19 protein-coding genes are annotated in these 23,668 nt (G+C 67.2%); 13 read left to right on the forward strand and 6 right to left on the reverse strand.

All coding sequences use genetic code 11. The annotated features are described in order from the left end of the window. Window positions 1–8 precede the first annotated feature (8 nt). The 4 genes from panC (at window position 9) to ITJ67_RS01550 (ending at window position 4,474) form a co-directional block, all read left to right on the forward strand. Window positions 9–863 (forward strand): pantoate--beta-alanine ligase, encoded by an 855-nt coding sequence (gene panC / locus ITJ67_RS01535; protein WP_194676521.1) that lies wholly within the window; start codon window positions 9–11, stop codon window positions 861–863. 114 nt (window positions 864–977) lie between these two features. Next, entirely contained in the window at window positions 978–1,673 is a 696-nt protein-coding gene (locus ITJ67_RS01540; protein WP_160071008.1) for a low molecular weight phosphatase family protein, read from the forward strand. A 130-nt stretch (window positions 1,674–1,803) separates the two neighbouring features. Continuing rightward, window positions 1,804–3,303, forward strand: a complete 1,500-nt coding sequence (gene lysS, locus ITJ67_RS01545) for a lysine--tRNA ligase (protein WP_194676522.1) — start codon at window positions 1,804–1,806, stop codon at window positions 3,301–3,303. A gap of 253 nt (window positions 3,304–3,556) precedes the next feature. Further along, window positions 3,557–4,474 (forward strand): endonuclease domain-containing protein, encoded by a 918-nt coding sequence (locus tag ITJ67_RS01550; RefSeq protein ID WP_194676523.1) that lies wholly within the window; start codon window positions 3,557–3,559, stop codon window positions 4,472–4,474. A gap of 139 nt (window positions 4,475–4,613) precedes the next feature. On the opposite strand, the gene ITJ67_RS01555 is transcribed toward ITJ67_RS01550, so the two are convergent. The 3 genes from ITJ67_RS01555 to ITJ67_RS01565 form a co-directional block, all read right to left on the reverse strand. Continuing rightward, window positions 4,614–5,696 carry a hypothetical protein gene (locus ITJ67_RS01555; protein WP_160071005.1) on the reverse strand — a complete coding sequence of 361 codons (1,083 nt, stop codon included), beginning with the start codon at window positions 5,694–5,696 and terminating at the stop codon, window positions 4,614–4,616. A gap of 158 nt (window positions 5,697–5,854) precedes the next feature. Next, window positions 5,855–7,606, reverse strand: coding sequence for a BCCT family transporter (locus ITJ67_RS01560; RefSeq protein ID WP_160071004.1), 1,752 nt, complete (start codon window positions 7,604–7,606; stop codon window positions 5,855–5,857). A gap of 73 nt (window positions 7,607–7,679) precedes the next feature. After that, complete coding sequence (locus tag ITJ67_RS01565) at window positions 7,680–8,468, reverse strand: HAD-IIA family hydrolase (protein WP_160071003.1); 789 nt, start codon at window positions 8,466–8,468, stop codon at window positions 7,680–7,682. Between the two features lie 89 nt (window positions 8,469–8,557). On the opposite strand from ITJ67_RS01565, the gene ITJ67_RS01570 reads away from it, so the two are divergent. From ITJ67_RS01570 to ITJ67_RS01600, 7 genes are all read left to right on the forward strand, one after another. After that, window positions 8,558–8,737 carry a hypothetical protein gene (locus ITJ67_RS01570; protein WP_068477200.1) on the forward strand — a complete coding sequence of 60 codons (180 nt, stop codon included), beginning with the start codon at window positions 8,558–8,560 and terminating at the stop codon, window positions 8,735–8,737. Between the two features lie 78 nt (window positions 8,738–8,815). Further along, window positions 8,816–10,105 (forward strand): MFS transporter, encoded by a 1,290-nt coding sequence (locus ITJ67_RS01575; protein ID WP_194676524.1) that lies wholly within the window; start codon window positions 8,816–8,818, stop codon window positions 10,103–10,105. Between the two features lie 116 nt (window positions 10,106–10,221). Next, a complete protein-coding gene (locus tag ITJ67_RS01580) occupies window positions 10,222–11,451 on the forward strand; it encodes a hypothetical protein (RefSeq protein WP_194676525.1) in 1,230 nt (409 codons plus the stop codon). A gap of 243 nt (window positions 11,452–11,694) precedes the next feature. Continuing rightward, window positions 11,695–14,235: a LuxR C-terminal-related transcriptional regulator gene (locus ITJ67_RS20090; RefSeq protein WP_194676526.1), complete on the forward strand. Its 2,541-nt coding sequence runs from the start codon at window positions 11,695–11,697 to the stop codon at window positions 14,233–14,235. Between the two features lie 254 nt (window positions 14,236–14,489). Then, entirely contained in the window at window positions 14,490–15,206 is a 717-nt protein-coding gene (locus tag ITJ67_RS01590; RefSeq protein ID WP_160070999.1) for a hypothetical protein, read from the forward strand. A gap of 198 nt (window positions 15,207–15,404) precedes the next feature. Continuing rightward, a complete protein-coding gene (locus ITJ67_RS01595; RefSeq protein ID WP_104305904.1) occupies window positions 15,405–17,936 on the forward strand; it encodes an ATP-dependent Clp protease ATP-binding subunit in 2,532 nt (843 codons plus the stop codon). Window positions 17,937–18,214: 278 nt separating this feature from the next. Beyond that, window positions 18,215–19,285, forward strand: a complete 1,071-nt coding sequence (locus tag ITJ67_RS01600; protein WP_194676527.1) for a hypothetical protein — start codon at window positions 18,215–18,217, stop codon at window positions 19,283–19,285. A 165-nt stretch (window positions 19,286–19,450) separates the two neighbouring features. On the opposite strand, the gene ITJ67_RS01605 is transcribed toward ITJ67_RS01600, so the two are convergent. Continuing rightward, complete coding sequence (locus ITJ67_RS01605) at window positions 19,451–20,401, reverse strand: permease prefix domain 1-containing protein (protein ID WP_194676528.1); 951 nt, start codon at window positions 20,399–20,401, stop codon at window positions 19,451–19,453. 1 nt (window position 20,402) lies between these two features. Beyond that, window positions 20,403–20,738 (reverse strand): PadR family transcriptional regulator, encoded by a 336-nt coding sequence (locus ITJ67_RS01610; protein WP_104299630.1) that lies wholly within the window; start codon window positions 20,736–20,738, stop codon window positions 20,403–20,405. A gap of 120 nt (window positions 20,739–20,858) precedes the next feature. Here ITJ67_RS01610 and ITJ67_RS01615 point away from each other — a divergent pair, with 120 nt between their 5' ends. Continuing rightward, a complete protein-coding gene (locus ITJ67_RS01615; RefSeq protein ID WP_323741354.1) occupies window positions 20,859–22,148 on the forward strand; it encodes an MFS transporter in 1,290 nt (429 codons plus the stop codon). Window positions 22,149–22,158: 10 nt separating this feature from the next. On the opposite strand, the gene ITJ67_RS01620 is transcribed toward ITJ67_RS01615, so the two are convergent. Next, entirely contained in the window at window positions 22,159–23,088 is a 930-nt protein-coding gene (locus tag ITJ67_RS01620) for a Ppx/GppA phosphatase family protein (RefSeq protein ID WP_104242939.1), read from the reverse strand. Between the two features lie 67 nt (window positions 23,089–23,155). Here ITJ67_RS01620 and ITJ67_RS01625 point away from each other — a divergent pair, with 67 nt between their 5' ends. Then, window positions 23,156–23,659 carry an amino-acid N-acetyltransferase gene (locus ITJ67_RS01625; RefSeq protein ID WP_104242911.1) on the forward strand — a complete coding sequence of 168 codons (504 nt, stop codon included), beginning with the start codon at window positions 23,156–23,158 and terminating at the stop codon, window positions 23,657–23,659. Window positions 23,660–23,668: the final 9 nt, after the last annotated feature.

Consider the following 23,668-nt stretch of genomic DNA (forward strand, 5'->3'; position numbering starts at 1 on the left):
GAGGGCTCTTGCCACACGTTCTGACCACGATCGCCGAAGCCAAAGCAGTGCTCCGGGAGGTTGGGAAAACCGACACGATCGCGCTGGTGCCCACGATGGGCGCTCTCCACGAAGGCCATCTGTCGCTTGTCGACATCGCCAAGCGAAGCGCCTCGAAGACCGTGGTGTCCGTCTTCGTGAACCCGATGCAGTTCGCGCCCGGCGAGGACTTCGAACGCTACCCCCGCACCTTCGAAGACGACCTCGCGAAGCTCGACGCGGCCGGCGTCGACTACGTCTTCGCGCCAGCGGTCGACGATATGTACCCCAACGGCATCAAGCAGACACGCGTCGTCGGCGGACCGGCCGCTGGCATCCTCGAGGCGGCACACCGTCTTGCGCACTTCGATGGTGTCCTCACGGTCGTCACGAAGCTCTTCAACATCATCCGCCCGAACGTGGCGGTCTTCGGCGAGAAGGACGCGCAGCAGCTCTTCCTCGTGCGGAGCCTCGTCCGCGACCTCGACCTCGATATCGACGTGGTGGGCGCGCCCATCATCCGCGAAGATGACGGCCTCGCGCGCTCCAGTCGCAACGTCTACCTCTCCGACGACGAGCGCAGCGCGGCCCTCAGCCTCGTGCGCGCGCTCTCCGCCGCTGCCGCCAACGGGGACCGTGGCATCCGCGAGATGATCTCGCAGGCCCAGGGCGCCCTCATGGACGAGAAGCTCGTGAAGATGGACTACGTCTCCATCGTCGACCCAGAGACGTTCGTGCTCGTCAACGAGGCGTACCGCGGGACGGCACTCGTGCTGGTCGCCGCCCGTGTCGGCACCACGCGCCTTATCGACAACATGAAGGCCTACGTCGGCGAGTACCGCTAGGGCGCTCGCCCGCAGCTCCGGCTTGGGGCGGACGCGCGCGAACAGCGCGAGTGCCGCGCCCCGCTCGTCTCGTTGCTACGCTGAACGTTCCACGACCCCTGGGGGAACACACGCATGAGCTTTCGCATCCTGACGGTCTGCACGGGCAACATCTGCCGTTCGCCACTCGCCGAGCAACTGCTTCGAGACGGGCTCCGGGATCTGCCCGGCGTCACCGTCGAGAGCGCGGGAACAGGTGCCCTCGTCGGCAGCGGGATGCCCCAGCAAGCGCTCGCGCTCGCCGCCCAGTACGGGGTGACGGACGCGGAAGCGCACATCTCGAGGCAGCTCACGGAAGACATCGCCCGTGGAGCAGGCCTCGTGCTTGCGCTCTCCCGCGACCACCGCCAGCGCATCGTCGAGCTGGCCCCCTCCGTCGTCCGGCGCACATTCACGCTGCGCGAGTTCGCGCACATCGCGAGCCAGGTCACCGCGGAAGACCTCGAGGAGTCCTACGAGGCGCCAGGTGCGAGCCACGGCTCGCGTCGCTCGCGCCGCGAAGCGCTCGAAGGAGCCACAGACGGCGCCGGCTCGGGCGCCTCCGAGCAGGACATCGTCGCTGCAGCGCTCGCCGCGGCAGTTGCCGCCGCCGCCCCGCTGCGCGGCCTCGTCGCCCCGCTCGAGAACGCCGCCGACTACGACGTGGTCGACCCGTTCCGCCGCTCAGACGAGACCTATCAGCGCTCGGGCCGCGAGCTCGTGCCGGCGGCCGAGACGATCGTCGCGTACCTCGAGGGCGTCGTCGACTGGGCGAAGGCCCGCACCGCGTAGCGACCCCGAGGGTTGCCGGTTCGCGCGACGGCGCGAAGTGCACCAAACTGGGGGAGTGCGTTTCCGAGCACCATTCGTCGCGCCCGGAACACGCATCCACACCCAGCCGCACGCAACGCAAGGAGCCCGAATGGCCGACGCGCCCATCCAAGACGCACTCTCCGAGGCCGAAGCCTCCGAGCAGAAGCAGGTGCGTCTCGAAAAGCGCGCGCGGATGCTGGACTCGGGCATCGCGCCCTACCCACTGACGCTCCCCATCACGCACACCATCTCCGAATTGCGCGCAGCCCACACCGAGCTGGAAGACGGCGCGTCCACCGGCGAACGCGCGGGCGTCGCAGGGCGCATCGTGCACCTCCGCAACACCGGCAAGCTCTGCTTCGCGAGCCTCCAGGCGGGTGACGGGTCGCGCATCCAGATCATGCTCTCGCTTGCCGTCGTCGGCCAGGAGCAGCTCGACCTGTGGAAGGAATACGTCGACCTCGGCGACCACGTCTTCGCTGCCGGTGAGATCATCTCGTCACGCCGCGGCGAGCTCAGCATCATGGCCGACGAATGGCGGATGGCGTCCAAAGCGGTCCGGCCGCTTCCCAACCTCCACGCCGAACTGAGCGACGAGACGCGCGTCCGCCAGCGCTACCTCGATCTCATCCAGCGACCCGCCGCCCGCGAAGTGGTGGTCGCTCGAGCCAAGACCAACGCCTCGCTTCGTCAGACCTTCGCGAACCACGAGTTCCTCGAGGTCGAGACGCCCATGCTGCAGACGATGCACGGCGGCGCCGCGGCCCGCCCGTTCGTGACGCACTCCAACGCGTTCGACACCGAGCTGTTCCTGCGCATCGCACCTGAGCTGTACTTGAAGCGCGCCGTCGTCGGCGGCCTCGACCGGGTCTTCGAGATCAACCGCAACTTCCGCAACGAAGGCGCTGATTCGACCCACAGCCCCGAGTTCGCGATGCTCGAGGCCTACCAGGCCTACGGCGACTACACCTCGATCGCCGACCTCACGCAGGAGCTCGTGCAGAATGCGGCCCACGCCGTCGCAGGCTCGCACGTCGTCACTTGGGCGGATGGCACCGAGTTCGATCTCGGCGGTGATTGGGACCGAGTGTCCATGTACCCGTCGCTGTCGGAAGCGGCAGGCGTCGAGATCACGCCGTCGACGCCCCTCGCCGAGCTCGAGGCCCTCGCCGCGAAGGTGGAAGTCGAGGTCGACCACCCCACACACGGCAAGCTCGTCGAAGAGCTCTGGGAGCACTTCGTCAAGGAGGACCTCACCCGTCCGACGTTCGTCATGGACTTCCCCGTCGAGACGTCGCCGCTCACCGCATCCCACCGCTCGATCCCCGGTGTCGTCGAGAAGTGGGACCTGTACGTTCGCGGCTTCGAGCTCGCGACGGGGTACTCGGAGCTCATCGACCCCGTCGAGCAGCGTGCCCGCTTCGTCGAGCAGGCGGCGCTCGGGGCACGCGGAGACGTCGAGGCGATGCGCGTCGACGAGGACTTCCTCGCTGCGCTCGAGCACGCTATGCCTCCTTCCGGCGGCATGGGCATGGGCATCGACCGCCTGCTCATGGCCATCACCGGCCTTGGCATCCGCGAGACGGTGCTGTTCCCCCTCGTCAAGTAGCGCCCTCGTCGGGTAGCTCCCCGCGCCCTGTCTTCCCAAAGATGACTTGTGGTCGTCAAACCTCGAGTTTGACGACCACAAGTCAGCTCTGCGGCTCGGGATGGGATGGAACGGCCTGGGATGGCGCGGGCGGCGCGGGATGGGGCGGCGCCGGCGAGGCGGGCCTGCAGAATCCTCGGGTGTCGAGAGCGTGGTCTCCACAGGCGGGGAGATGAGCCGGACACCGCCGCGCGCATCCATCTACCGTTCGTAAATGCGATCTAGAACGCCGCTCCCGCCCGAGTTCACCGACACGACGTTCCGCTACTCCGACGCTCTCGAGAACGGGATCACGCGAGCCCAGGTCAGAGCGTCGACGACCACCGGCCCACACCGCGGAATCCGGACCACCCGTGAGATCACGTCAGCGCGAGACGCCGACCTGGCCTACGCGAGAGCCGCGCCGCGGGACATCGCGCTGGCCAGCGTCTCCGCCTGCCGGGTCTGGGGAATCCCGCTCCCGCTGGCCATCGAATCGCGCAGACACACGTTCGTCGCCGTGCGGAGTCCACGGCACGTCCCAACGGGAGTCGCGATCACGGGTCTCAGGCTGGCGCCGCACCTGTTCAGCGACCGCGAGTTCGAGGGTGTCCGGCTGCTGTCGCCCTGCGTCGCCTGGGCGCAGCTCGCCGCTCAGCTCGCCCCGCGCGAAACTCTCGTGCAGGCGGATGCACTCCTCACGAGCGCAGACAACTACCCGGGACGGCGCCACGGCGGCTCGCTGGCTACGCTGGACGAGCTCCGTGCAGTCGCAGACGCCTGGGCGAAACGTGCTGGAGTCGCCCAGCTCCGTGCTGCCGTCGAACTCGCCAGACCGCAGGTCGAATCGCCCGGAGAATCCCGACTTCGCCACGCCCTCGTCTCGGCCCGCTTCCCGGAACCTGTCCTGCAGCACCGCGTCTTCGACGGGCGGCGGTTCGTGGCGCGGATCGACCTCGCCTACCCTTCGCTGAAGATCGCACTCGAATACGAAGGCGAACACCATTTCACCGTGGCGAAGGCGGTGGAGGACATCGAGCGACGACGTGAGCTCGAGCGTCTCGGCTGGATCGTCATCCAGATCACCCGACGCGACATCCAGGACCCGAAGCGCCTCTTCGCTCGACTCCGCTCGGCGATGCGTTCACGCTGATGCCTTCGCCCAGAGCTGACTTGTGGTCGTTCTCTCGCGAGAATGACGACCACAAGTCAGCTCTGCGCGATGCGGGCGGGAAGCGCGGGCGGGGATACGGACGGGGAGCGCGGGGAGCGCGGGCAGCGCGCAGTCACGCCTATCCCGTGGACGCCGTGCTCTTCTGGCTCTCCACGCGGTACTCGATCTCGGCGACGATCTTCCTGAGCGCGTAGATCGTGACGGAACGGCGTTGCGCTGGTGGATCCCATCCCGTGTGGTCTTCGAACTCCAAGCGCTGCAGGTCGTCGAGGGCCGAGGAGGCGGCGGTAAGCCGCGCGCGCAGATCGTCATCGGTCTGGTCCCAGGCACGCAGCAGCTGCCCGAGCTGCTCTCCTGCGGCCTGCAAGGCGCGTCCCGACTCGGACTTCGCCTCGCTCCAGGAGACTTCGAGGAACGGCTCCTGGAGTTCGGCGATGTGGCGAGTGATGCGGCTGAGGCTGTCCAGCTCCGCTTGGACGGAGGAGCTGTCGAACTTGGTGCGCAGGCCCCTGGCGTTGCCTCGGAGGTTCTCCTGCACCTCGGCGACCAGCGTCTTGGCGTCTGCGAGTTCGCCGTCGAGGCGAATGAGTGAGCTTCGCCAGGCCTTGAGGTCGTCCTCCGGGGCGTCGCCGGCCGGTAGCTCCGTTGCTCGCTGGATGGTGTCGGCGATGGTCGCCTTGAGGGCGCTCGTCGCCTGCATGGCCTGCTTCCGGCCGGTCGCGGGAGGCACGATGAGGTTGAGCCCGACACCGATGGCTGCGCCGACAGCCATCTGCACGACGTAGCCGATGGAGAATCCGTCGGGATTCGCGCCGCCCACCACGAAGACGAAGAGTGCTGCGATGGGAATGTAGTCGCGGCCCGCTCCGAAGACCGGAATCCCTGCGAGCAGCGTGCCGACGCCGACCGCGACGGGGACTGCCAGCGCCACGGGGGTGCCGAGGGTCACGAGCGCCCCGGAGGCGAGCACTCCGAGGAGCACACCGACCACGACCTGGACGCTCGATCGCACGGAACCGGCAACGGTCGGGACGCTCGCGACCAGCGCGCCGAGGGGCGCGTAGTAGGCGTAGGCGTTCGCCTCTCCCGGGACGAGGTGCCCGGCGTACCAGGCGAGCGTTGCGGCGGCGGCGGTCTTTGCCACGTGGAGGAGTCGGGAGGGCGTGAGCGCGGGGAGGAGGGCGCCGGCGAGTTTCTGCATCCACTCCAGGGTGGGGCTTCGCGGTCAATGCTCGCTGAGGGTTGACATCCGGGGGAGAGGAGGACGGAAGCACCGCGCGTCGCTTGCAGGGGAACAGGCAGGGGCCGGATGCGTGTGCATCCGGCCCCTGCCTGCCTCGAAACCGAGCCGCTCGGCGGTCAGTCGTTCTTGGGCTCCTCAGCCTGCGCCACGACCGCGACCTGGCTCGTCTGCGGGCCCGCGACGGGCACGTTCATGACGTTCGCCTTCCGCAGCCACGGGAACATCTTGCCGGGCGCACGCTCGACGGGCTCGTCCACTTCGAGACCGTAGAAGTCACCGATGTGGCCGACCAGGGCGGCGCGGTTGGCCCGGTCGTATGCACGTTTCTCGCGTGCGAACGCGAGGGCCGTCGCCCAGCAGGAAAGGAGCAGGACGATCGAGAAGGGCAGCGCGATGCTGATCGCGGCCGTCTGCAGGGCGTTCAATCCGCCAGCGAGCAGGAGCGCGACCGCGAGCAGCGAGGTGATGACCGCGAAGAATGCGCGCACCCAGTGCTTCGGCTCGGCCTGACCGCCGGTCGCGAGCATGCCCATGACAAGCGCGCCGGAGTCTGCGGACGTGATGAAGAAGATCGCGATGAGGATGATCGCACCGATGGTCAGCACTGCACCGCCGGGGAGCTGAGCCAGCATCTGGAAGAGGGCCCCTTCGACGTCGACCGATCCGTCGCCCTGGACGAAGTCGGTGACGCCGTTCAGCTGCATGTAGAGGGCTGTGCCGCCAAGGACCGAGAACCAGAGGAAGGTCACGAGCGTTGGCACGAGCATGACGCCCGTCACGAACTCGCGCACGGTGCGACCGCGGGAGATGCGGGCGATGAAGACACCCACGAACGGCGCCCACGACATCCACCAGCCCCAGTAGAACGTGGTCCACGCCGACTGCCAGTCGACGCCCGCCTCGCCGGAGAATGCGCTCGTCGAGAAGGTCAGGCTGACGAAGTTCTGCAGGTAGTTGCCGAGCGACTGCACGAAGTCTCGCAGCAGGAACTGTGTCGGGCCGACGATGAGGATGAAGACGAGCAGTGCGCCCGCCAGCATGAGGTTCGTGTTCGAGAGCCACTTCATGCCCTTGCCGACGCCGGAGAGCACCGAGAAGAGCACAAACGCGGTGATGACGGCGATGATGGCGATGGATGAGGTCGTGGAGGACTCGAGGATGCCCGCGGCCTCCAGGCCAGAGCCGATCTGCAGCACACCGAGGCCGAGCGAGGTGGCGACTCCGAAGATGGTGCCGACCAGCGCGACGACGTCGATGAGGTTGCCCCAGCCTCCGCGAACGCGACGGCCGAGGAGCGGCTCCAGCGCCCAGCGCACGCTGACCGGTCGTCCGCGGCGGTGGATGGCGTAGGCGAGCGCGAGGCCGAGGACGATGTAGATGGACCACGCGTGCACGCCCCAGTGCAGGTAGGTCTGTGAGAGGGCCTGCTGAGCGATCTGGCTCTCGGTGCCGGAGACGCCGGGCTTCGGTTCGATGAAGTGGCTGAGCGGCTCGCTCACGCCGTAGAAGACGAGGCCGATTCCCATGCCAGCGGCGAAGAGGAGCGACAGCCAGCTGAGGTTCGAGAACTCGGGCTTGTCGTCGTCCTTGCCGAGCTTGATGTCGCCGTACTTGCCGAAGCCCATCACGAGGCTGAAGACCACGAAGAACGCCGCGATGAGCACGTAGTACCAGTTGAAGTTGCGCACGATCGACGACTGGACGGCGTTGAACGCGGCGTCAGCCGCGGTCGGGGCGAGGATCGAGAAGCCTGCGAAGCCGATGACGATGATCGCGGCGGGCCAGAAGACCCACCGTTTGATCGTCGGCGGGCCCTTCTTCTTCGGCGTATCGGGAGCGGCTGCTGAGCTGGAGGAGCTGGAAGTCACTGCGCCAATGGTACGCGAGCTGCGGCAAATCGCTAGTTGGCCTAGCAATCAGGGTCGAGCGGGCGGATGCAGCTCAGCTCTCGCCAGCAGGCCGGACGAGTTCGTGCACGCCGGAGATGATCTCGTCGGGGCGGAACGGGTAGCGCTCGATCTCTCGCTGATCGCTGATGCCCGTGAGCACCAGCACTGTGTGCAGTCCCGCTTCCATGCCCGCCACGATGTCGGTGTCCATCCGGTCGCCGATCATGGCCGTGTTGTGCGAGTGCGCGCCGATCTTGTTGAGCGCAGACCGGAACATCATGGGATTCGGCTTGCCGACCACGTAGGGTTCGCGGCCGGTCGCCTTCGTGATGAGGGCCGCGATGGCACCCGTCGCGGGCATGGGGCCGTCGGCGCTCGGACCGGTCGCGTCGGGGTTCGTGACGATGAAGCGCGCACCGTTGCCGATGAGGCGGATGGCCTTCGTGATGGCGTCGAACGAGTAGTTGCGGGTTTCGCCGACGACCACGAAGTCGGGGTCGGTCTCCGTCATGATGTAACCCGCGTCGTGCAGCGCCGTGAGCAGTCCCGCCTCGCCGATGACAAACGCCGACCCGCCCGGCAGCTGCTGGCGCAGGAAGTCCGCCGTCGCGAGCGCCGAGGTCCAGAGCCGGTCTTCCGGCACGTTGATGCCGCTCGAGCGGAGGCGGGCCGCGAGATCGCGGGCCGTGAAGATGGAGTTGTTCGTGAGGACGAGGTACGGGGTCTCGTCCCGCTGCCACTGCGCGAGCAGCTCGACTGCGCCGGGGAGCGCGGCCTGCTCGTGCACAAGCACGCCGTCCATGTCAGTGAGCCAGCATTCGACGTTCGAGCGATCGACCATGGGCACAGCCTAGGCGGATGCGCCGACATCGAGACGGATGTGCCGAGACTCGCCGGTGCGCGGGGGGCTTCGCGTAGACTCCCTCCATCATGGACTTCTTCCTCAACGCGCTCTGGTCGCTCATCCCGACCGTGATCATCGGGGCTGCGTTCTTCTGGATCCTCACTTCGATTCTCTCCGGCGATCGTCGCGAGCGTGCCATGGCCGACAAGATCGAACGCGAAGAACGCGCTCGCCTCGGCCTCCCGCAGCTCGACGCGAACAGCTAGCGCGCCGCCTCACCTTCCCGCTCCGTCTCGACCCCCTCAGCGAAGAGGGGGTCAGTTCTCGTCGTCTGGACCCGACCCATGTCACTCCTGCTCAACTGGGCATCCCCGAAGCCACTTGGCACGCCCTTCCGATACCTCCTCTCCTCGTCGCTGTTCTCGAACCTCGCCGACGGCATCCTGATCGCGGCGGGCCCCTTGCTCGTCGCGAGCCTCACCCAGGACCCGCTGCTCGTCTCGCTGGCCCTGGTCGTGCAGCAGCTTCCGTGGCTCGTGTTCGGCCTCTTCGCGGGCGTGGTCGCAGACCGCCTGCCCCGTGTCGCGATCATCGTCACGGGGGCGCTCAGCCGCGTCCTGATGCTGGCCGTCATCGGCGCACTCGTGCTCACCGACACCGTCAACCTGCCGATCCTCTACATCGCGCTGTTCCTCGTGGGGTCGGCGGAGGTCTTCACCGACAACGCCTGGACCTCGATCGTGCCCGACCTCGTCCCGTCGAAAGAGCTCGGCATCGCGAACTCGCGACTCATCGCCAGCCAGACCGTCATGAACCAGCTCGCCGGTCCCGCGATCGGCGGTGCCATCTTCGCGGTCGGGCATGCGATCCCGTACGGCGTGACCGTCGTCTCCCTGCTCTTCGCAGTGGTGCTGGTGTCCCGCATCACCTCACCGCCCGTCTCGACGGCGACGACCGGGCCGATCGAGACGGTGCGCTCAGTCGCCCGTGTGCGTCGGGACATCGCGAAGGGCTTCGCCTGGCTTTGGCAGAACCCGCCCGTCCGGACACTCGCGATCATCCTGTTCGCGTTCAATATCACGTACGGCATGACCTACGGGGTGCTCGTGCTCTATGCGAAGCAGCGCCTCGGACTGGACGATGCCGGCTACGGGCTGCTGCTCGCGGTCTCGGCGCTCGGCGGGCTCGTCGGCACAGCCCTCTACGGACGCCTGGAGCGCCGGTTCTCCTACACGAGTCTCATGCGCACCTGTCTCGCGCTCGAGACGGTGCTGCACCTCGTACTCGCGGCGACGGCGAACGTCATCGTCGCGGGCCTCACGATGTTCGTCTTCGGCATGTACACGGTCATCTGGGCGACGCTCGCGAGCACCATCCGCGGGCGGGCCGTCCCGAGCCGCATGCGCGGGCGGGTCTCGAGCGTCTACTTCCTCGGGATGATCGGCGGCATGGCCGTCGGCACCTTCGTGGGGGGCCTCATCGGCCAGGGCTTCGGCATCGTCACCACGATCTGGGTCGCGTTCGGCGCGAGCATCCTCATCCTCGCGCTCGTCTGGCGTTCCCTGGTGCACGTCGGCAGGGCAGGCGAGGTCAGAGCGGATGGCGAGGCAGCCGGTTCTCCGGCGGCGAGCTGAACCTCGGCGGAGCGGACTGCCGCTCGCTCTGAGGGAGTCCTCAGATACCTCCGGGGAGCGCCGCGTAACCTGATCGTCGTCGTGCTGGATCGAGGACGCGGAGGAGGGTGCTGACGATGCCGCGTTCTGCCCTGCCCGTCTTCATCGCGGCCGTCATGATGACGATGCTCGCCGGATGCGCTTCCGGGCCGTTCCCGTCCGTGCAGACCGCGCTCGAGTCGTTCAACCAGACCCTTCGCTCGCTTCCCGGCGTCGAGGGGTCCAGCCTCGACCGGCCGCCGGTTGATGGGGCAGTGAAGGTCGACCTCGTCGTCACTCTCGCGGAGGAGGTGACCGAGGAGGAGCTCGCGGATATCGGCGACTACGCCTCGACTTTCCCGACCGTGCAGCTCGACCAGGGCCAGTGGGCGGGGACGGTCGAGCTGAGGCTCGCGGGCTCCGCCTACTCCTACTTCGACCTCACCACGCCGGAGTCGCTCCATGCCCAGCTCGGCTACTGGCGTGAGCTGACGGCTGTGGGGTTCGAGTCGATCTCCACGCGGACGTACTCGGCGCCGGTGACCGCTGGCATGTTCGACGTGACCGATCAGGTATCCGCTGAAACAGCGGACGGTCTCGCCTCGCAGGGGACCGAAGCGCAGCCGTCGTTGACGGAGGCTCCTGGCGAACCGGCGCCCACGACTGTCTCGCCGACGGAGTCCAGCGCGCCCTCCCTTTCTGCGGCCGCTCGTGGGCGGCTTGTCGTGATCGAGCTCTCGAGCGAGGAGCGCGGCGATAGCGAGCGCACGATGCAGCTCCTCGAGACCGCTCGTTCGCTGCATGATCCGGGCGCTGCCACCGGGGAGTGGGACCTCATGGGCTTGGCTCCGTTCACGACCGGTCAGTTCGTGCAGAGCGAGCTGCCGACAGCTGAGCAGATCGAGTTCGTCCGAGAGACGAGCGCCGTGTTCGATGAGTCGGAGCAGCTTGCGAGCGTCCATGTGCGCGTAGATGATTCGGCCCACGGTGGAACCCAGGTCAATGTCACCGCCTTCGACGACACGATGCAGGGAGTCAAGGCTGGGGAGGCCGCCAAGGCGTTCCGGGAGACCGCGGAATGGCAGGAGTTGCTCGCCCTGGTCCCGGAGCTCCAGAACGCGAATCGGGATTTCAGCGTCAACTTCGTGGGGAACAACCTCACGGGCCTCGGCGTCTTCGAGCTGAAGTTCGGGGTTCGTGACTGTGAATTCTGGTCGGGGTCGCAGTGGCCGGATCTCACGCGTGAGCTTCAGCTCGCCTGGGCTTCGAGCCTGCATGGTACCGGCGCCCTCACGATGGCCGAGCAGGTTTGCGCTGATCAGCGATAGGTTCGCAGCGGCAATTTCCTGAGAAAGCCCCCCTCTGGTGGTCTCAATCCGCCCGCCTCGCGCCTGCCAGAAAGTGGTAAACCTCTGGTGTGGTATGGCATGATCCCCGGTGAATCCCCGGTCACCCGGATCTCGTCAAACGGAGATTCGCGAGTTAGAGTCATGACCATCCATTTGGTAGGTGAAGAATCATGGACTCGAGCTGGGGTGAATTCAGTGCACGCAACAACGCGGGAACTACTGGTGAGACAGCGTCTCCTCCGGGCGCTCGACGATGATTCGACGCGGATCACCCTGCTCCATGCGCCGAGCGGATACGGGAAGACGACGCTCCTGCGCATGTGGGCCGAATCCGGTCACTACACAGGCCGCCTGCTCTGGGTGACGTTCGGCACCGCGACGACCACCCGCAACGGCGTCTGGGAGCAGATCGCTCGCGCGGCCCTCCGGGAAGGGCTCCTCACGAGCCTCGAATACGACGACCTCGTGACGCTCATCAACAGCGACGACTTCGGGAAGCGCGACCTCGTCGCGGCCATGCGCAGCGAGGTTCCCTTCACGATCATCCTCGACGGCTATGAGCGCCTCGGCGACCTCGTTCCGATCGTCGACCAGGACCTCCTCAGGGGTGCCGAGAGCGTCCCGAACATGCGGGTCATCATCGCCGCGAGGGGACGCACCACGCTCGACCAATCGAGGCTCCAGCTGCAGGGCCGCGTTCGCGTCGTGACCAACATCGACCTGGAGTTCACAGAGGCCGAGGTCGCAGCGTTCTTCGAGATCGTCGTGGGGGAGACCCACGTCGCGACGCCGACGGAAGTGCACGAGGCGACCGGTGGCTACGCCATCGCCGTCCGCGCGGCCGTCCTCGAGCTCTCCCGGTCCGGCCCGCGCGCATTCCACTGGCGCGAGAACGCACTCAACTCGACGAACCTCTCCGGTCAGCTGCCCAACGACGAGCTCGCCAGGTTCGCGAGGATCACCAGCGTCGTCCCGTACTTCGACGCCTCGCTCGCGCGTATGCTCGTCCCCGACCTGGATCCGGATGCGGCGATCGAGATGCTGGAAGCGGATGGCTTCGGGCGGCACATCTCGTTCACCCGCAGTAGCAACGCCTTCCAGTACGTCACTGCGCTCCGTGAGGCGCTCCACGAGGAGCTGCGGGCCGGGTCGCCGGCAGAGTATCGACGCGCAGCCTCCCTTGCCGCGGCATGGCTGAGCGCGAACGGCGACCCGGAAGGCGCCCTCGAGCTGGCGCTCGAGGTCGACGATTTCGAGCTCGCATCACGCATCTGCGCTCGACTGCTCCTCACTGTCGTCGAGGCGTACACGACGGATCGCTACGTGTCGCGGCTGCAGCATCTCCCGCAGGACGTGCTCGTGGCGTACCCCGTGCTCGCGTTTGTGCTCGGTCTCGCCCGTCTTGCCAACCCGGTGCTGCGGAGCAGCGCGAAGCCGCTCCTGCAGATCGCCGCAGGGATGCGCATCCCGGGCGACCTTGCCGTCGAGCGTCGCGGCGAGTACCTCTGCTTCAAGGTCTTCGCGCTGCGCACGCTCGGCAGGCACCTGGAGTCGGCTGAGCTCGCGCGCGAAGCGCTTGAGCTCAGCGCTGCTCAGAGTCGGGTGTGCGCATCGGCGACGCTGTCCCCGGTCTTCACTCGTGGGGCAGCGCTCTCGCTCTTCCTCGTTGGTGACGTGACGGGGGCTCACGCCGCGGTCGCCGAGACCTTCGTGGTGCCGCAGTCGAAGAGCTCACGCAACCTGTCGTTCTGGGATGCGGCGGGCTACAAGTCCGTCGACGGAGACATGCCCGCCTCGGCGGCGATGCTCGCGCAGATCGAAGACGGGGCCTGGATGACGACAAGCGCGCGTGGCCACCTCGGCACCTTCGGGCACATCGCGAGGTCCTACGGGCATCTCGAACGCGGCGAATGGGTGCAGGCGCAGGCGGCCTTGGAGGACATCGAGCGCTTCGCAGTCACGTCCGACCTCTGGCCCTACTTGCAGGAGCCGGTCATGCTTGCTCGGTTGGCTCAGGGCGAGGCGCTCGCGGAGGCCCGACGTGTCGAGGAGATGCTCGACGGTCCTCTCACCGCCTCTGGGGTCGGCGAGAGCCTCGGTCTCTTCCGTGTGAAGTCCCTCCTCGTCGTCCTCTGGCTCGCCGCCGGCCGCCCGGCACGCGCGCGCAAGCTGCTGGAGGGGTACGCCGTCGACGACTTCCGCACGCTGCCGGCCAGGTCGCTGCTCGCTCTCGTCGACGGTGACACGGATCAGTCGATGCAATGGGTCTCGCGGTCGCTGGACTTCGTGACGACGCCGAGGATGCGCATGGCGATGCACCTCATCGGCGCGGCCGGGGCGCTGCGCGATGGCGACCGTGACGTCGCCCGGAGCATGGTCGGCCTCGCTTCTGGGCTGTCGCTCCAGTACGGGCTCGTCTCGCCGCTCCTGATGCTGCCCGATCGCGACCGCAGCGCGCTGGCTGAGCTCAGCCGAGAGTCCGGCGGCGCAGACGACATCGGGATGTTCGACTCGCTCGACGTCGTGACGAACTTCCAGGAAGTGAGTGCCATGCCGCAGTTCACGGAGCGCGAACGAGTCGTGGTTCACGCGCTTGCGAGGCACACCTCGCCGACCCGAATCGCCGAGGAGCTGTTCGTCTCGCCCAATACCGTGAAGACGCAGTTGCGGTCCGCGTACAAGAAGCTGGGCGTCCACACGCGGCCGGAGGCCCTGCGGAGAGCCGAATCTCTGGGTCTTCTCCGGGAGCGAAACGGCGAGTAGTTCGTCGCGCTTCTGTTTCGCAAGCCACTCCGGGGTGAAGCCCGGGGTGGTTTCTTCGTTGGTGCCCGGGGAAATTGGTGGGTCATTTAATTGTAGATACAACTTAGGGTGAAGTCTGGGGTGACTTCGCGAAATCGGACTCGAAACCGGGGTGCTATGGAGCCGCTCGGTACCTCCGATCTGGATGCACCGGCGAACCACGCGCCCACCGGCGCGGAAGCAATTTCCCCGATCTGCTCCGAAGAGGTTCCCCCTTGTCTGAAATCCCCAGCTCCCCATCCACCCCAGTCATCACCGACGCGAAGGGCGGAACCACTCGCCGCTCAGTGCTGCGCGCCGCCGCGTGGACCACGCCCGTCATCGCCCTCGCAACCGCCGCGCCAGCCCAGGCGGCCTCCCGATGCGTCATCAAGACCAACTACAACGCGCTCAAGACGGGCACCAAGCCCACGAGCATCCCCTTCCCCGGCACCGGAGTCACCGCGACACTGAGCTACGTCGGCTACGGAGGGTTCACGGGCTCATCGACCAACGGGACCGTCCAGGACGGACCGCAGGGTGGCAACCCGCAGTCGCTCAAGTGGATCAAGATCGAGAACGCGACCGCCCGCTCCGGCAGCGGCGTCGACGTCAAGATTGTCTTCAGCGAGCCGGTCACGAAGCTCTCGTTCACGCTCTTCGACCTCGACTGGGCGCCGGGCAACCACCGCGACGCCGTCATCGCCACGACCCCACCGACCTCCTTCACGCGGGCATCGGCACTCGAAGGCAGCGGCACCCTCGCAAGCCCGTGGCGCAAGACCACCGAAGGCGAGATCCCCAGCACCTCCCTCAATGGCAACGTGCAGCTCTTCTACACGGGGCCCATCAGCGAGGTCACCTTCCGCTACTACCAGGACCTCAAGAAGCTGGACTCGAACCACAACCAGCTCATCGGGCTGAGCGACCTCTCCTTCGAGAAGTGCCTCTAGCCCTCCGAAACTGAAGGATGGATGCGCCGTCGCGCGGTCGAAGAGACCAGCGGCGGCGCATTCGCGTGCTCGGGCGACGCATCCGCACGCCCAGGGCGAACAGGGGAGGGAAACGGAGGTTGACGCCGTTACTCTCTCTGTACACGGCCCCCGACCCTGTAGCCAGGTGTCGAGGTCAGGGAGTCGAAGGAGAAACGGATGTTCGAGAGATTTACCGACCGCGCCCGTCGCGTGATCGTCCTCGCCCAAGAAGAGGCGAAGATGCTCAACCACAACTACATCGGGACCGAGCACATCCTCCTCGGCCTCATTCACGAGGGTGAAGGGGTCGCCGCCAAGGCGCTCGAATCCCTCGACATCTCGCTGCCTGCCGTACGTGAGCAGGTCCAGGAGATCATCGGCCAGGGCCAGCAGCGTCCGACGGGGCACATCCCGTTCACGCCGCGAGCCAAGAAGGTGCTCGAGCTGTCGCTCCGCGAAGCGCTGCAGCTCGGCCACAACTACATCGGCACGGAGCACATCCTCCTCGGCCTCATCCGCGAGGGCGAGGGTGTCGCAGCTCAGGTGCTCGTGAAGCTCGGAGCCGACCTCAACCGGGTGCGCCAGCAGGTCATCCAGCTGCTGAGCGGATTCCAGGGCAAGGAGCAGGTCGTCGCGGGAGCGGACCAGCCGCAGCAGGCAGCCCAGGGCTCCGCCGTGCTCGACCAGTTCGGCCGCAACCTCACGCAGGCAGCTCGCGAAGGCAAGCTCGACCCCGTCATCGGGCGCGAGAAGCAGATCGAGCGCGTCATGCAGATCCTGTCGCGCCGCTCGAAGAACAACCCCGTCCTCATCGGCGAGCCGGGCGTCGGCAAGACCGCCGTCGTCGAGGGCCTCGCCCAGGCGATCGTCACGGGGCAGGTTCCCGAGACGCTCAAGGACAAGCAGCTCTACTCGCTCGACCTCGGCTCGCTCATCGCCGGATCCCGCTACCGCGGTGACTTCGAAGAGCGCCTCAAGAAGGTCACCAAGGAGATCCGCACACGCGGCGACATCATCGTCTTCATCGACGAGATCCACACCCTCGTGGGTGCGGGTGCCGCCGAGGGCGCGATCGACGCCGCGAGCATCCTGAAGCCGCTCCTCGCACGAGGTGAGCTCCAGACGATCGGCGCCACCACGATCGACGAGTACAAGAAGCACTTCGAGAAGGATGCAGCGCTCGAGCGACGCTTCCAGCCCATCCAGGTGGAAGAGCCGTCGATCGCACACACGATCAACATCCTCAAGGGGCTCCGCGACAAGTACGAGGCGTTCCACAAGGTGTCCATCACCGACGACGCCATCGTCGCCGCGGCCACCCTCGCCGACCGCTACGTCTCCGACCGGTTCCTGCCGGACAAGGCGATCGACCTCCTCGACGAGGCAGGCGCCCGCCTCCGCCTCTCGGTGCTGTCCTCGCCCCCCGAGCTGCGCGAACTCGACGAGAAGATCGCCATCGTCCGCGCCGACAAGGAGCAGGCCATCGAGCTGCAGGACTTCGAAGGCGCCGCGTCACTGCGCGACGACGAGAAGAACCTGCTCGGCGAGCGCCTTCGCCTCGAGAAGCAGTGGAAGTCGGGCGACGTCAAGTCGACCGGCACCGTCGACGAGGGCCTGATCGCCGAAGTCCTCTCGCAGGCCACCGGCATCCCAGTCTTCAAGCTCACCGAGGAAGAGACTGCGCGTCTCGTGTTCATGGAGGATGCCCTGCACCAGCGGGTCATCGGCCAGAACGAGGCGATCGCGGCCCTGTCCAAGACCATCCGCCGCACCCGCGCCGGACTCAAGGACCCGAACCGCCCATCCGGCTCGTTCATCTTCGCTGGCCCTACGGGCGTCGGCAAGACGGAGCTCGCCAAGGCGCTCGCGGAGTTCCTCTTCGACGACGAGTCGGCGCTCATCTCGCTCGACATGTCCGAGTTCGGTGAGAAGCACACGGTTTCGCGGCTCTTCGGTGCCCCTCCAGGATTCGTCGGCTTCGAAGAGGGCGGCCAGCTCACCGAGAAGGTGCGCCGCAAGCCGTTCTCCGTCGTCCTGTTCGACGAGATCGAGAAGGCTCACCCCGACATCTTCAACTCGCTCCTCCAGGTGCTTGAAGAAGGACGTCTCACCGACGGCCAGGGTCGCGTCGTGGACTTCAAGAACACGGTCATCATCATGACGACCAACCTCGGCACGAAGGGCATCTCCGGCGGCCCTGTCGGCTTCCAGCTCGAAGGCGACGCCTCGGTGTCGTACGACAACATGAAGTCGAAGGTCAACGAAGAGCTCAAGAAGCACTTCAAGCCCGAATTCCTGAACCGCGTCGACGACACGATCGTGTTCCCGCAGCTCTCCACCAACGAGCTGCTGCAGATCGTGGATCTCTTCATCGGTCGCCTCAGCGAGCGCATGCTCGACCGCGACATGACCGTGGAGATCACCGAGCTCGCCAAGCGCAAGCTCATCAAGGTCGGCTTCGACCCGACGCTCGGCGCTCGTCCGCTGCGCCGTGCCGTGCAGCACGAGGTGGAAGACCTTCTCTCCGAGAAGATCCTCCGCGGCGAGCTCAAGGCCGGCGACCACGTCGAGGTCGACTACCCGGTAGACGAGTTCGTGTTCAACGTCTCGAAGCGCCTCGTCCCCGAGACGGTCGCGGCAGGCGGAGTGACCTCGCAGGCTGAGGGCATCATCGCCGACGCCGGTGAGGGTGACGCGCCGACCGCGTAACCTCCGCACGCACGTACGACGAAGCCCCCGCATCCAAGTGATGCGGGGGCTTCGTCGCGCACCCCCCGTCCCTGTCCCCTGTCCCTGCCTCCTCGCAAAAGTGAGCCAGAAGCATGCTCCCGAGCGCGGGCAGGTGTTTCTGGCTGATTCTTGTGGTGCGTTCGCGACGACGACGACGTCGGCGTGCTGGAGGCGCTGGATGAGAAGAGGCTGGCGGGTTCTCCACAGGCGAGAAGATCGGTGGCCGCGGGAGTGGCTGCTGCTTCTACGCTCGTGCAATGGGAGAACCCAAGGACGCCCGACAGAGGCCAGAGGGAAGCACGCCCTGGCGTCCCCGGCAGCCTCTGCGCGCCGCGCTCGGGGCGAAGGCGCTCAGTGTTGCGGACGCTCGCAAGGCGGGCGTCGGGCGGGGATCGTTGAGCAACACGGGGCTCGAGCGCCCCTTCTACGGTGTTCGTCAGGTTCCGCCCAAGTCGCCTCCCGGTGGAAATCAGGCGCCTGGCGGTCTGCTCGACGAGTTCCAAGGCCTCCGATTTCGGCAGCGGCGACGCATCCTTGCCTATGTCCCTCGGCTCCGGCCAGAACAGGCGTTCGGACCGCGCGCCACGGCACTGCTGCGCGGGCTGCCGTTGCCCCTTCGCCTGCTGCGTGACACGACCGTCGACGTCATCGTGCCGCAAGGGAGCTGCCGTCCGAAGGCGGCTGGGGTGCAGGCGCGTGGAGTGCCAGAACGCCATTTCGATCTGCAGATGGTCAATGGCGTACCGTGCACGCCGCCCGAGCTCCTCTACTGCCTACTCGCGCGGGACCTTTCCGAGGTTGACCTGCTGGCGGTCGGCGACGCACTCGTCACGGAAGCCGACAACTATCCGAACCGCACATGGTTCACTGCGCTCTCGAGTGTTGAGCAGCTCGTCGAGTCCGCGAACCGCTGGTCTCCGGGAACGGGGAGCGCGCGGCTCCGTCGGGTGACCCCCATGATTCGAGCCGGAGTCGAGTCCCCCTACGAAACGTCGATGCGCTTCCACCTGCACGAGTCCGGCTATCCGGAGCTGACTCTGCAGCTCTCCATCGTCCACAACGGCGTCGAGTTGGCGAGAGCGGATGGAGCGGACCTCGAGGCGCGCATCCTCTACGACTTCGACGGCGACGGACACCGCGTCGACAAGCGGCAGTTCCGCAAGGACGTCAAGCGCCCACGTCTGCTTCGCATGCTCGGCTGGCGCGACGAACGTCTCACCGTCGACGATCTCGAACCGACCCCTGATGCCTTCGTCGCCTACGCGCACGAGCTCAGGCGCCGACGGCTGGTGGAGCTGGCTGGGCAGGAGCCGCGGGCAGAAGAGTGAGCCAGATACACGCTCGCCGAGGCGAACGGGTGCATCTGGCTCACTCTTCGAGACGGGAGGGTGGCAGGCGGGAGGCGGGAGGCCGGAGGCCGGGAGGGGGAGGCGGGAGGCCGGGAGGGGGAGGCCGGAGGGGGAAGGGCGGAGGCAGGAGGCGGTGGGGGCGCTCTAGCGGGTGGCCTTGCGGAAACCGTCCCAGATGTCCCACACGCTGGTGGCGAGGACTCCGAAGGCGATCATCACGGTGACGATGGTGGTGACCGTCGCCGCGCTGTCGTTGCTCGGGATGATCGTGGCGAAGAAGTCAGGGTTCAGCAGCAGACCGCGACCCAGGGTGGTCAGGAGCAACGACATGAACAGGACCGCGAGCACTGCGTTGGCCCATGCCAGGGGCAGCGTGACGCGGCCCGTCCGGTAGAGCGCCACGCTGTAGGCGGCTTCGAGCACGAAGAGCACCAGCAGCGCGAGGGCCCACCATGGCCAGAGGTCGTGGCCGAAGAACGACAGGCCCGGCTGCGTCGGCACGAACCCGATGAAGCGGTCCCAGATGACGGCGCCGGTCCCGAGTGCGAGGAACACGAGCGAGGCGATGAGTTCTGATCTGCCGGCACCGGTCTGGCGGATCTCCGGCAGGTCGGCGACGCTCCACTGCTCCGGCTTGGACTGGCCACCGGAGCGCTCGAGCACCACGAACACCAGGGTCGTCCAGAACGAGACGTGGATGATGACGCTGAAGGTGACCGCCGCAACCTCGCCGATGATCTCGCCGATGGTGCTGCCGATGAGCGTCTGTGCGATCGCCACACCGAAAGCCGCGCACACCGGGACGATCCACAGCAGGGTCTTCAGGAGCCGCCACCACATGAGGTAGTAGCGAGGCCCCACGAGGAACAGCCGGCGGTCGGTGTAGCTGGCTGCGAGCAGCTCAGGGTCGCCGAGGTCGGTGAGCACGGCCACCTCGGCGGCGTCTCCCGCCTCACCGGATTCGACTCGCGCATCGACGAGGTCGCGAATGGAGGCGCGCAGCTCGGCCTCGAGGTCGGCGCGCTGGTCGTCGGGCACCGTGCGCATGGCGGCGCTCACGTAGCGCTCGGTCAGGGTGTCGGTGATGGTCGTCATGTCAGGCCCCTTCTGGGAGGTGCTCGATCGCCTGGGCGAGGGAGCGGAAGTCGGTGGTCATCGCGGCGGCGAGTGCGGCACCGGATGGGCTGGCGCGATAGAACTTGCGAGGTCGCGCCTCGTCGGTGTTCCACTCGCTCGTGAGGTGGCCCTGCTTCTCCAGGCGGCGAAGGAGCGGGTAGAGGGTGTTGGCATCGGTGTCGAAGCCGCGGGATTGCAGTGCTTCGAGGAGGCCGTAGCCGTAGCCAGGCTCGGAGAGGAGGCGAAGGCATGCGAGCACGACGGTGCCCCTGCGGAGCTCCTGCAGGTGGATGTCGTGCGTTTCTTCTGTGCCCATGACTCACACCATAGTGTGCGTCACACAGTGTCGTCAATGACACTGCAAGAGCACGAAGCAAGTGTGCAGTGCCGGCGGCCCCTGTCCGGCGCACGACCGGACGGGCTTACGCTGGAACGCGTGCCTGCATCCGCGTCCCCCTCGTCAAACGGCAAGCCGAAGAAGGAAGCCACGCTCGCGCAGGTGACACTGCTGGCGCTGCTGCCGTCGTTCGTCTTCGCGATCGGGGAGGGCGCGATCATCCCGATCATCCCGACCGTGGCTGTCTCGCTGGGAGCCGGCATCGAGCTGGCCGGGTTCATCGCCGGGTCGCTCATGATCGGTCAGATGATCGGCGATCTTCCCGCAGGTGCCGTCGTGCAGCGCCTGGGGGAGAAGCGTGCCATGCTCGCCGCCCTCGGGGTGAGCCTCATCGGCATCCTGCTCTGCGCGTTCGCCGTTGCGCCCTGGATGCTGCTCGTCGGTGTCGTCATCATCGGCATCTCCGCCGCGAACTTCAACCTCGCGAGGCACGCGTTCCTCACGACCTACGTGCCACTGCGCTACCGGGCGAGAGTGCTGTCCACGCTCGGCGGCGTGTTCCGCGCCGGCTTCTTCGTCGGGCCGTTCATCATCGCCGGGATCCTCGTCCTGTTCGATGCTCCCCAGTACGGGTTCTGGGTCTTCGTCGTGTGCGGTGCGGTGGCCGCGCTCATCCTGCTGTTCGCACCTGACCCCGAGACGGTCGCACGCCCGTCGCATTCCGCGAAGACGCCGGTCTTGGCTGGCGCGGCGGGTGCGGTGGAAGGCGTGCCCGCACGCCTCGGCGTGTTCGCGACGATCCGCGCCAACGCGGGCGTGCTGGTACGCCTCGGGACGGGCGCGGGCATCATGGCCGCGCTGCGGGCGGCGCGCAACGTGATGCTGCCGCTGTGGGCGCTGTCGATCGGCATGGACACCGCCACAGCGGTGCTCGTCATCGGCGTGAGCGCTGGTGTGGACTTCGCCCTCTTCTTCGTGTCCGGTTGGGTCATGGATCGCTTCGGGCGAGTGTGGGGCGCCGTGCCCGCGCTGCTCGGCCTCGGCGCGGGCTTCCTGACGCTCGCCTTCACGCACGATCTTGTCGGCGACGCCTCTCAGCAGTGGTTCACGGTGCTCGCCATCTGGCTTGGCTTCGCGAACGGCATCGGCTCGGGCATCCTCATGACGCTCGGCGCCGACCTCGCGCCGCGTCAGGATCCGGCCCCGTTCCTCGGGGCCTGGAGACTCATCACCGACTCGTCAGCAGCATCCGTGCCCGTCATCGTGGCGGTGGCCACCGCTGTCGTGTCGATCTCGTTCACGTCCGGGATGCTCGGGGTCCTCGGCTTCGTGGGCGCGGCCCTCATGGGGTGGCAGATCCCGAAGCACGTTCCGCGGCAGCGGCGGTGACGCCGGGTGCTCAGTGAGGGAGGCGGTCCAGGTAGTCGAGGAGGACACCCTCGCGCATAGCCCACGGGGACACGTCGAGCTGCTTGATGTCGAAGACGTGCATGACCTCGGAGAGGACGACGCCGCCGGCGACGATCTGCAGGGCACGGTCGGTGGTGATGCCAGGGAGCGCGGGGCGTGCCTCGGAGTGCAGCTTCGCGAGGCGGGGCACCCAGTCGTCGAGCTGCCACTTCTGCAGGGTGGTGCGCTGGCCCGCGCCGATGCCGTCGATGGACGAGCCGGCGAGGCGCGCGAGGGAGCGGATGGTCTTGGACGAGCCCACGAACTGGTCGGGTCGGGCTCCACCCTCGAAGGTCTCCGCTGCCTCCTTGATGAGCTTGCGTGCGTACTTGCGCAGCTCCTCGACCTGATCGTCGGTCGGCGGGTCGTTGTGCAGGAAGTTGACGGTGCTGCGGCCCGCTCCGAGCGGCACGGAGATGGCGTGCTCGGAGAGCTCGTCGTCGCCGACGGCCAGCTCGAGGGATCCGCCGCCGATGTCGACGAGCATGATGCGCCCGGCGGCCCAGCCGAACCAGCGGCGCACCGCGAGGAATGTCGTGCGCGCCTCCTCTTCGCCGCTCATGACCTGCAGGTCGATGCCGGTCTCGCGGTGGATGCGCTTCAGCAGCTCCGGCCCGTTCTTGGCTTCTCGGATGGCGCTGGTGGCGAGGGGCATGAAGTGGTCGAGCTTGCTCTTCTTCACGGCGTCGGCGGCGCGGTGCATGGCTTCCATGATCTTCGCGACGCCTTCGTCGGAGATGGAGCGATCGGCCTGCAGGTAGCGCATGAGGCGCAGCACGCTCTTCTGGGACGTCTCGGGGACTGGTTTCGCACCGGGGTGGGCGTCGACCACGATGAGGTGGACGGTGTTGGATCCGACGTCGAGAACTCCAAGGCGCATGTCCGTGATGTTACCCGTGCTGTCGCCCTGAGCGTCCTGCCCGTGCGGCCGCGCGTACGCTGGTCGGATGCAGGAGATCACCATCAGGCGGGCCACCACGCACGACATCGTGGGCATCAGCGAGCTCATTCAGCCGCTCGTCGACCGAAACGTGCTCCTGCGAAAGGAGCTCGTCACGCTCTACGAGGCGGTGCAGGAGTTCCGGGTGGCGGTCGATGAGCGTGGGCAGCTGGTCGGCTGCGGCGCCTTGCATGTGCTCTGGCGCGATCTCGGCGAGGTGCGCACCATCGCGACGGCGGACTCGGTTCGCGGCACGGGTGTCGGGCACGTGATCCTCGATCGGCTGATGGCGGATGCGCGTCAACTGGGCCTGGAGCGCCTCTTCTGCCTCACCTTCGAGACGGGCTTCTTCGAGAGGCACGGCTTCGTCTCGGTCGGCGAGCAGATCGTGGATGCGGAGACCTACGAGATGATGCGCCGCTCGCCTGACGAGGGCGTTGCGGAGTTCCTCGACCTCGCCCACGTCAAGCCCAACACGCTCGGCAACACGCGCATGCTGAAGGTGCTGTAAAGGGGCATC

Origin of the sequence: Pseudoclavibacter sp. VKM Ac-2867, from assembly GCF_015351275.1 — a bacterium.
GTDB lineage: Bacteria > Actinomycetota > Actinomycetes > Actinomycetales > Microbacteriaceae > Pseudoclavibacter.

Coding starts and splice junctions, on each gene's coding strand:
- ITJ67_RS01540 (WP_160071008.1), top strand. CDS start 978: ATGAGCTTTCGCATCCTGACGGTCTGCACGGGCAACATCTGCCGTTCG.
- lysS (WP_194676522.1), top strand. CDS start 1,804: ATGGCCGACGCGCCCATCCAAGACGCACTCTCCGAGGCCGAAGCCTCC.
- ITJ67_RS01550 (WP_194676523.1), top strand. CDS start 3,557: ATGCGATCTAGAACGCCGCTCCCGCCCGAGTTCACCGACACGACGTTC.
- ITJ67_RS01555 (WP_160071005.1), bottom strand. CDS start 5,696: ATGCAGAAACTCGCCGGCGCCCTCCTCCCCGCGCTCACGCCCTCCCGA.
- ITJ67_RS01565 (WP_160071003.1), bottom strand. CDS start 8,468: ATGGTCGATCGCTCGAACGTCGAATGCTGGCTCACTGACATGGACGGC.
- ITJ67_RS01570 (WP_068477200.1), top strand. CDS start 8,558: ATGGACTTCTTCCTCAACGCGCTCTGGTCGCTCATCCCGACCGTGATC.
- ITJ67_RS01575 (WP_194676524.1), top strand. CDS start 8,816: ATGTCACTCCTGCTCAACTGGGCATCCCCGAAGCCACTTGGCACGCCC.
- ITJ67_RS01580 (WP_194676525.1), top strand. CDS start 10,222: ATGCCGCGTTCTGCCCTGCCCGTCTTCATCGCGGCCGTCATGATGACG.
- ITJ67_RS01595 (WP_104305904.1), top strand. CDS start 15,405: ATGTTCGAGAGATTTACCGACCGCGCCCGTCGCGTGATCGTCCTCGCC.
- ITJ67_RS01600 (WP_194676527.1), top strand. CDS start 18,215: ATGGGAGAACCCAAGGACGCCCGACAGAGGCCAGAGGGAAGCACGCCC.
- ITJ67_RS01605 (WP_194676528.1), bottom strand. CDS start 20,401: ATGACGACCATCACCGACACCCTGACCGAGCGCTACGTGAGCGCCGCC.
- ITJ67_RS01610 (WP_104299630.1), bottom strand. CDS start 20,738: ATGGGCACAGAAGAAACGCACGACATCCACCTGCAGGAGCTCCGCAGG.
- ITJ67_RS01620 (WP_104242939.1), bottom strand. CDS start 23,088: ATGCGCCTTGGAGTTCTCGACGTCGGATCCAACACCGTCCACCTCATC.
- ITJ67_RS01625 (WP_104242911.1), top strand. CDS start 23,156: ATGCAGGAGATCACCATCAGGCGGGCCACCACGCACGACATCGTGGGC.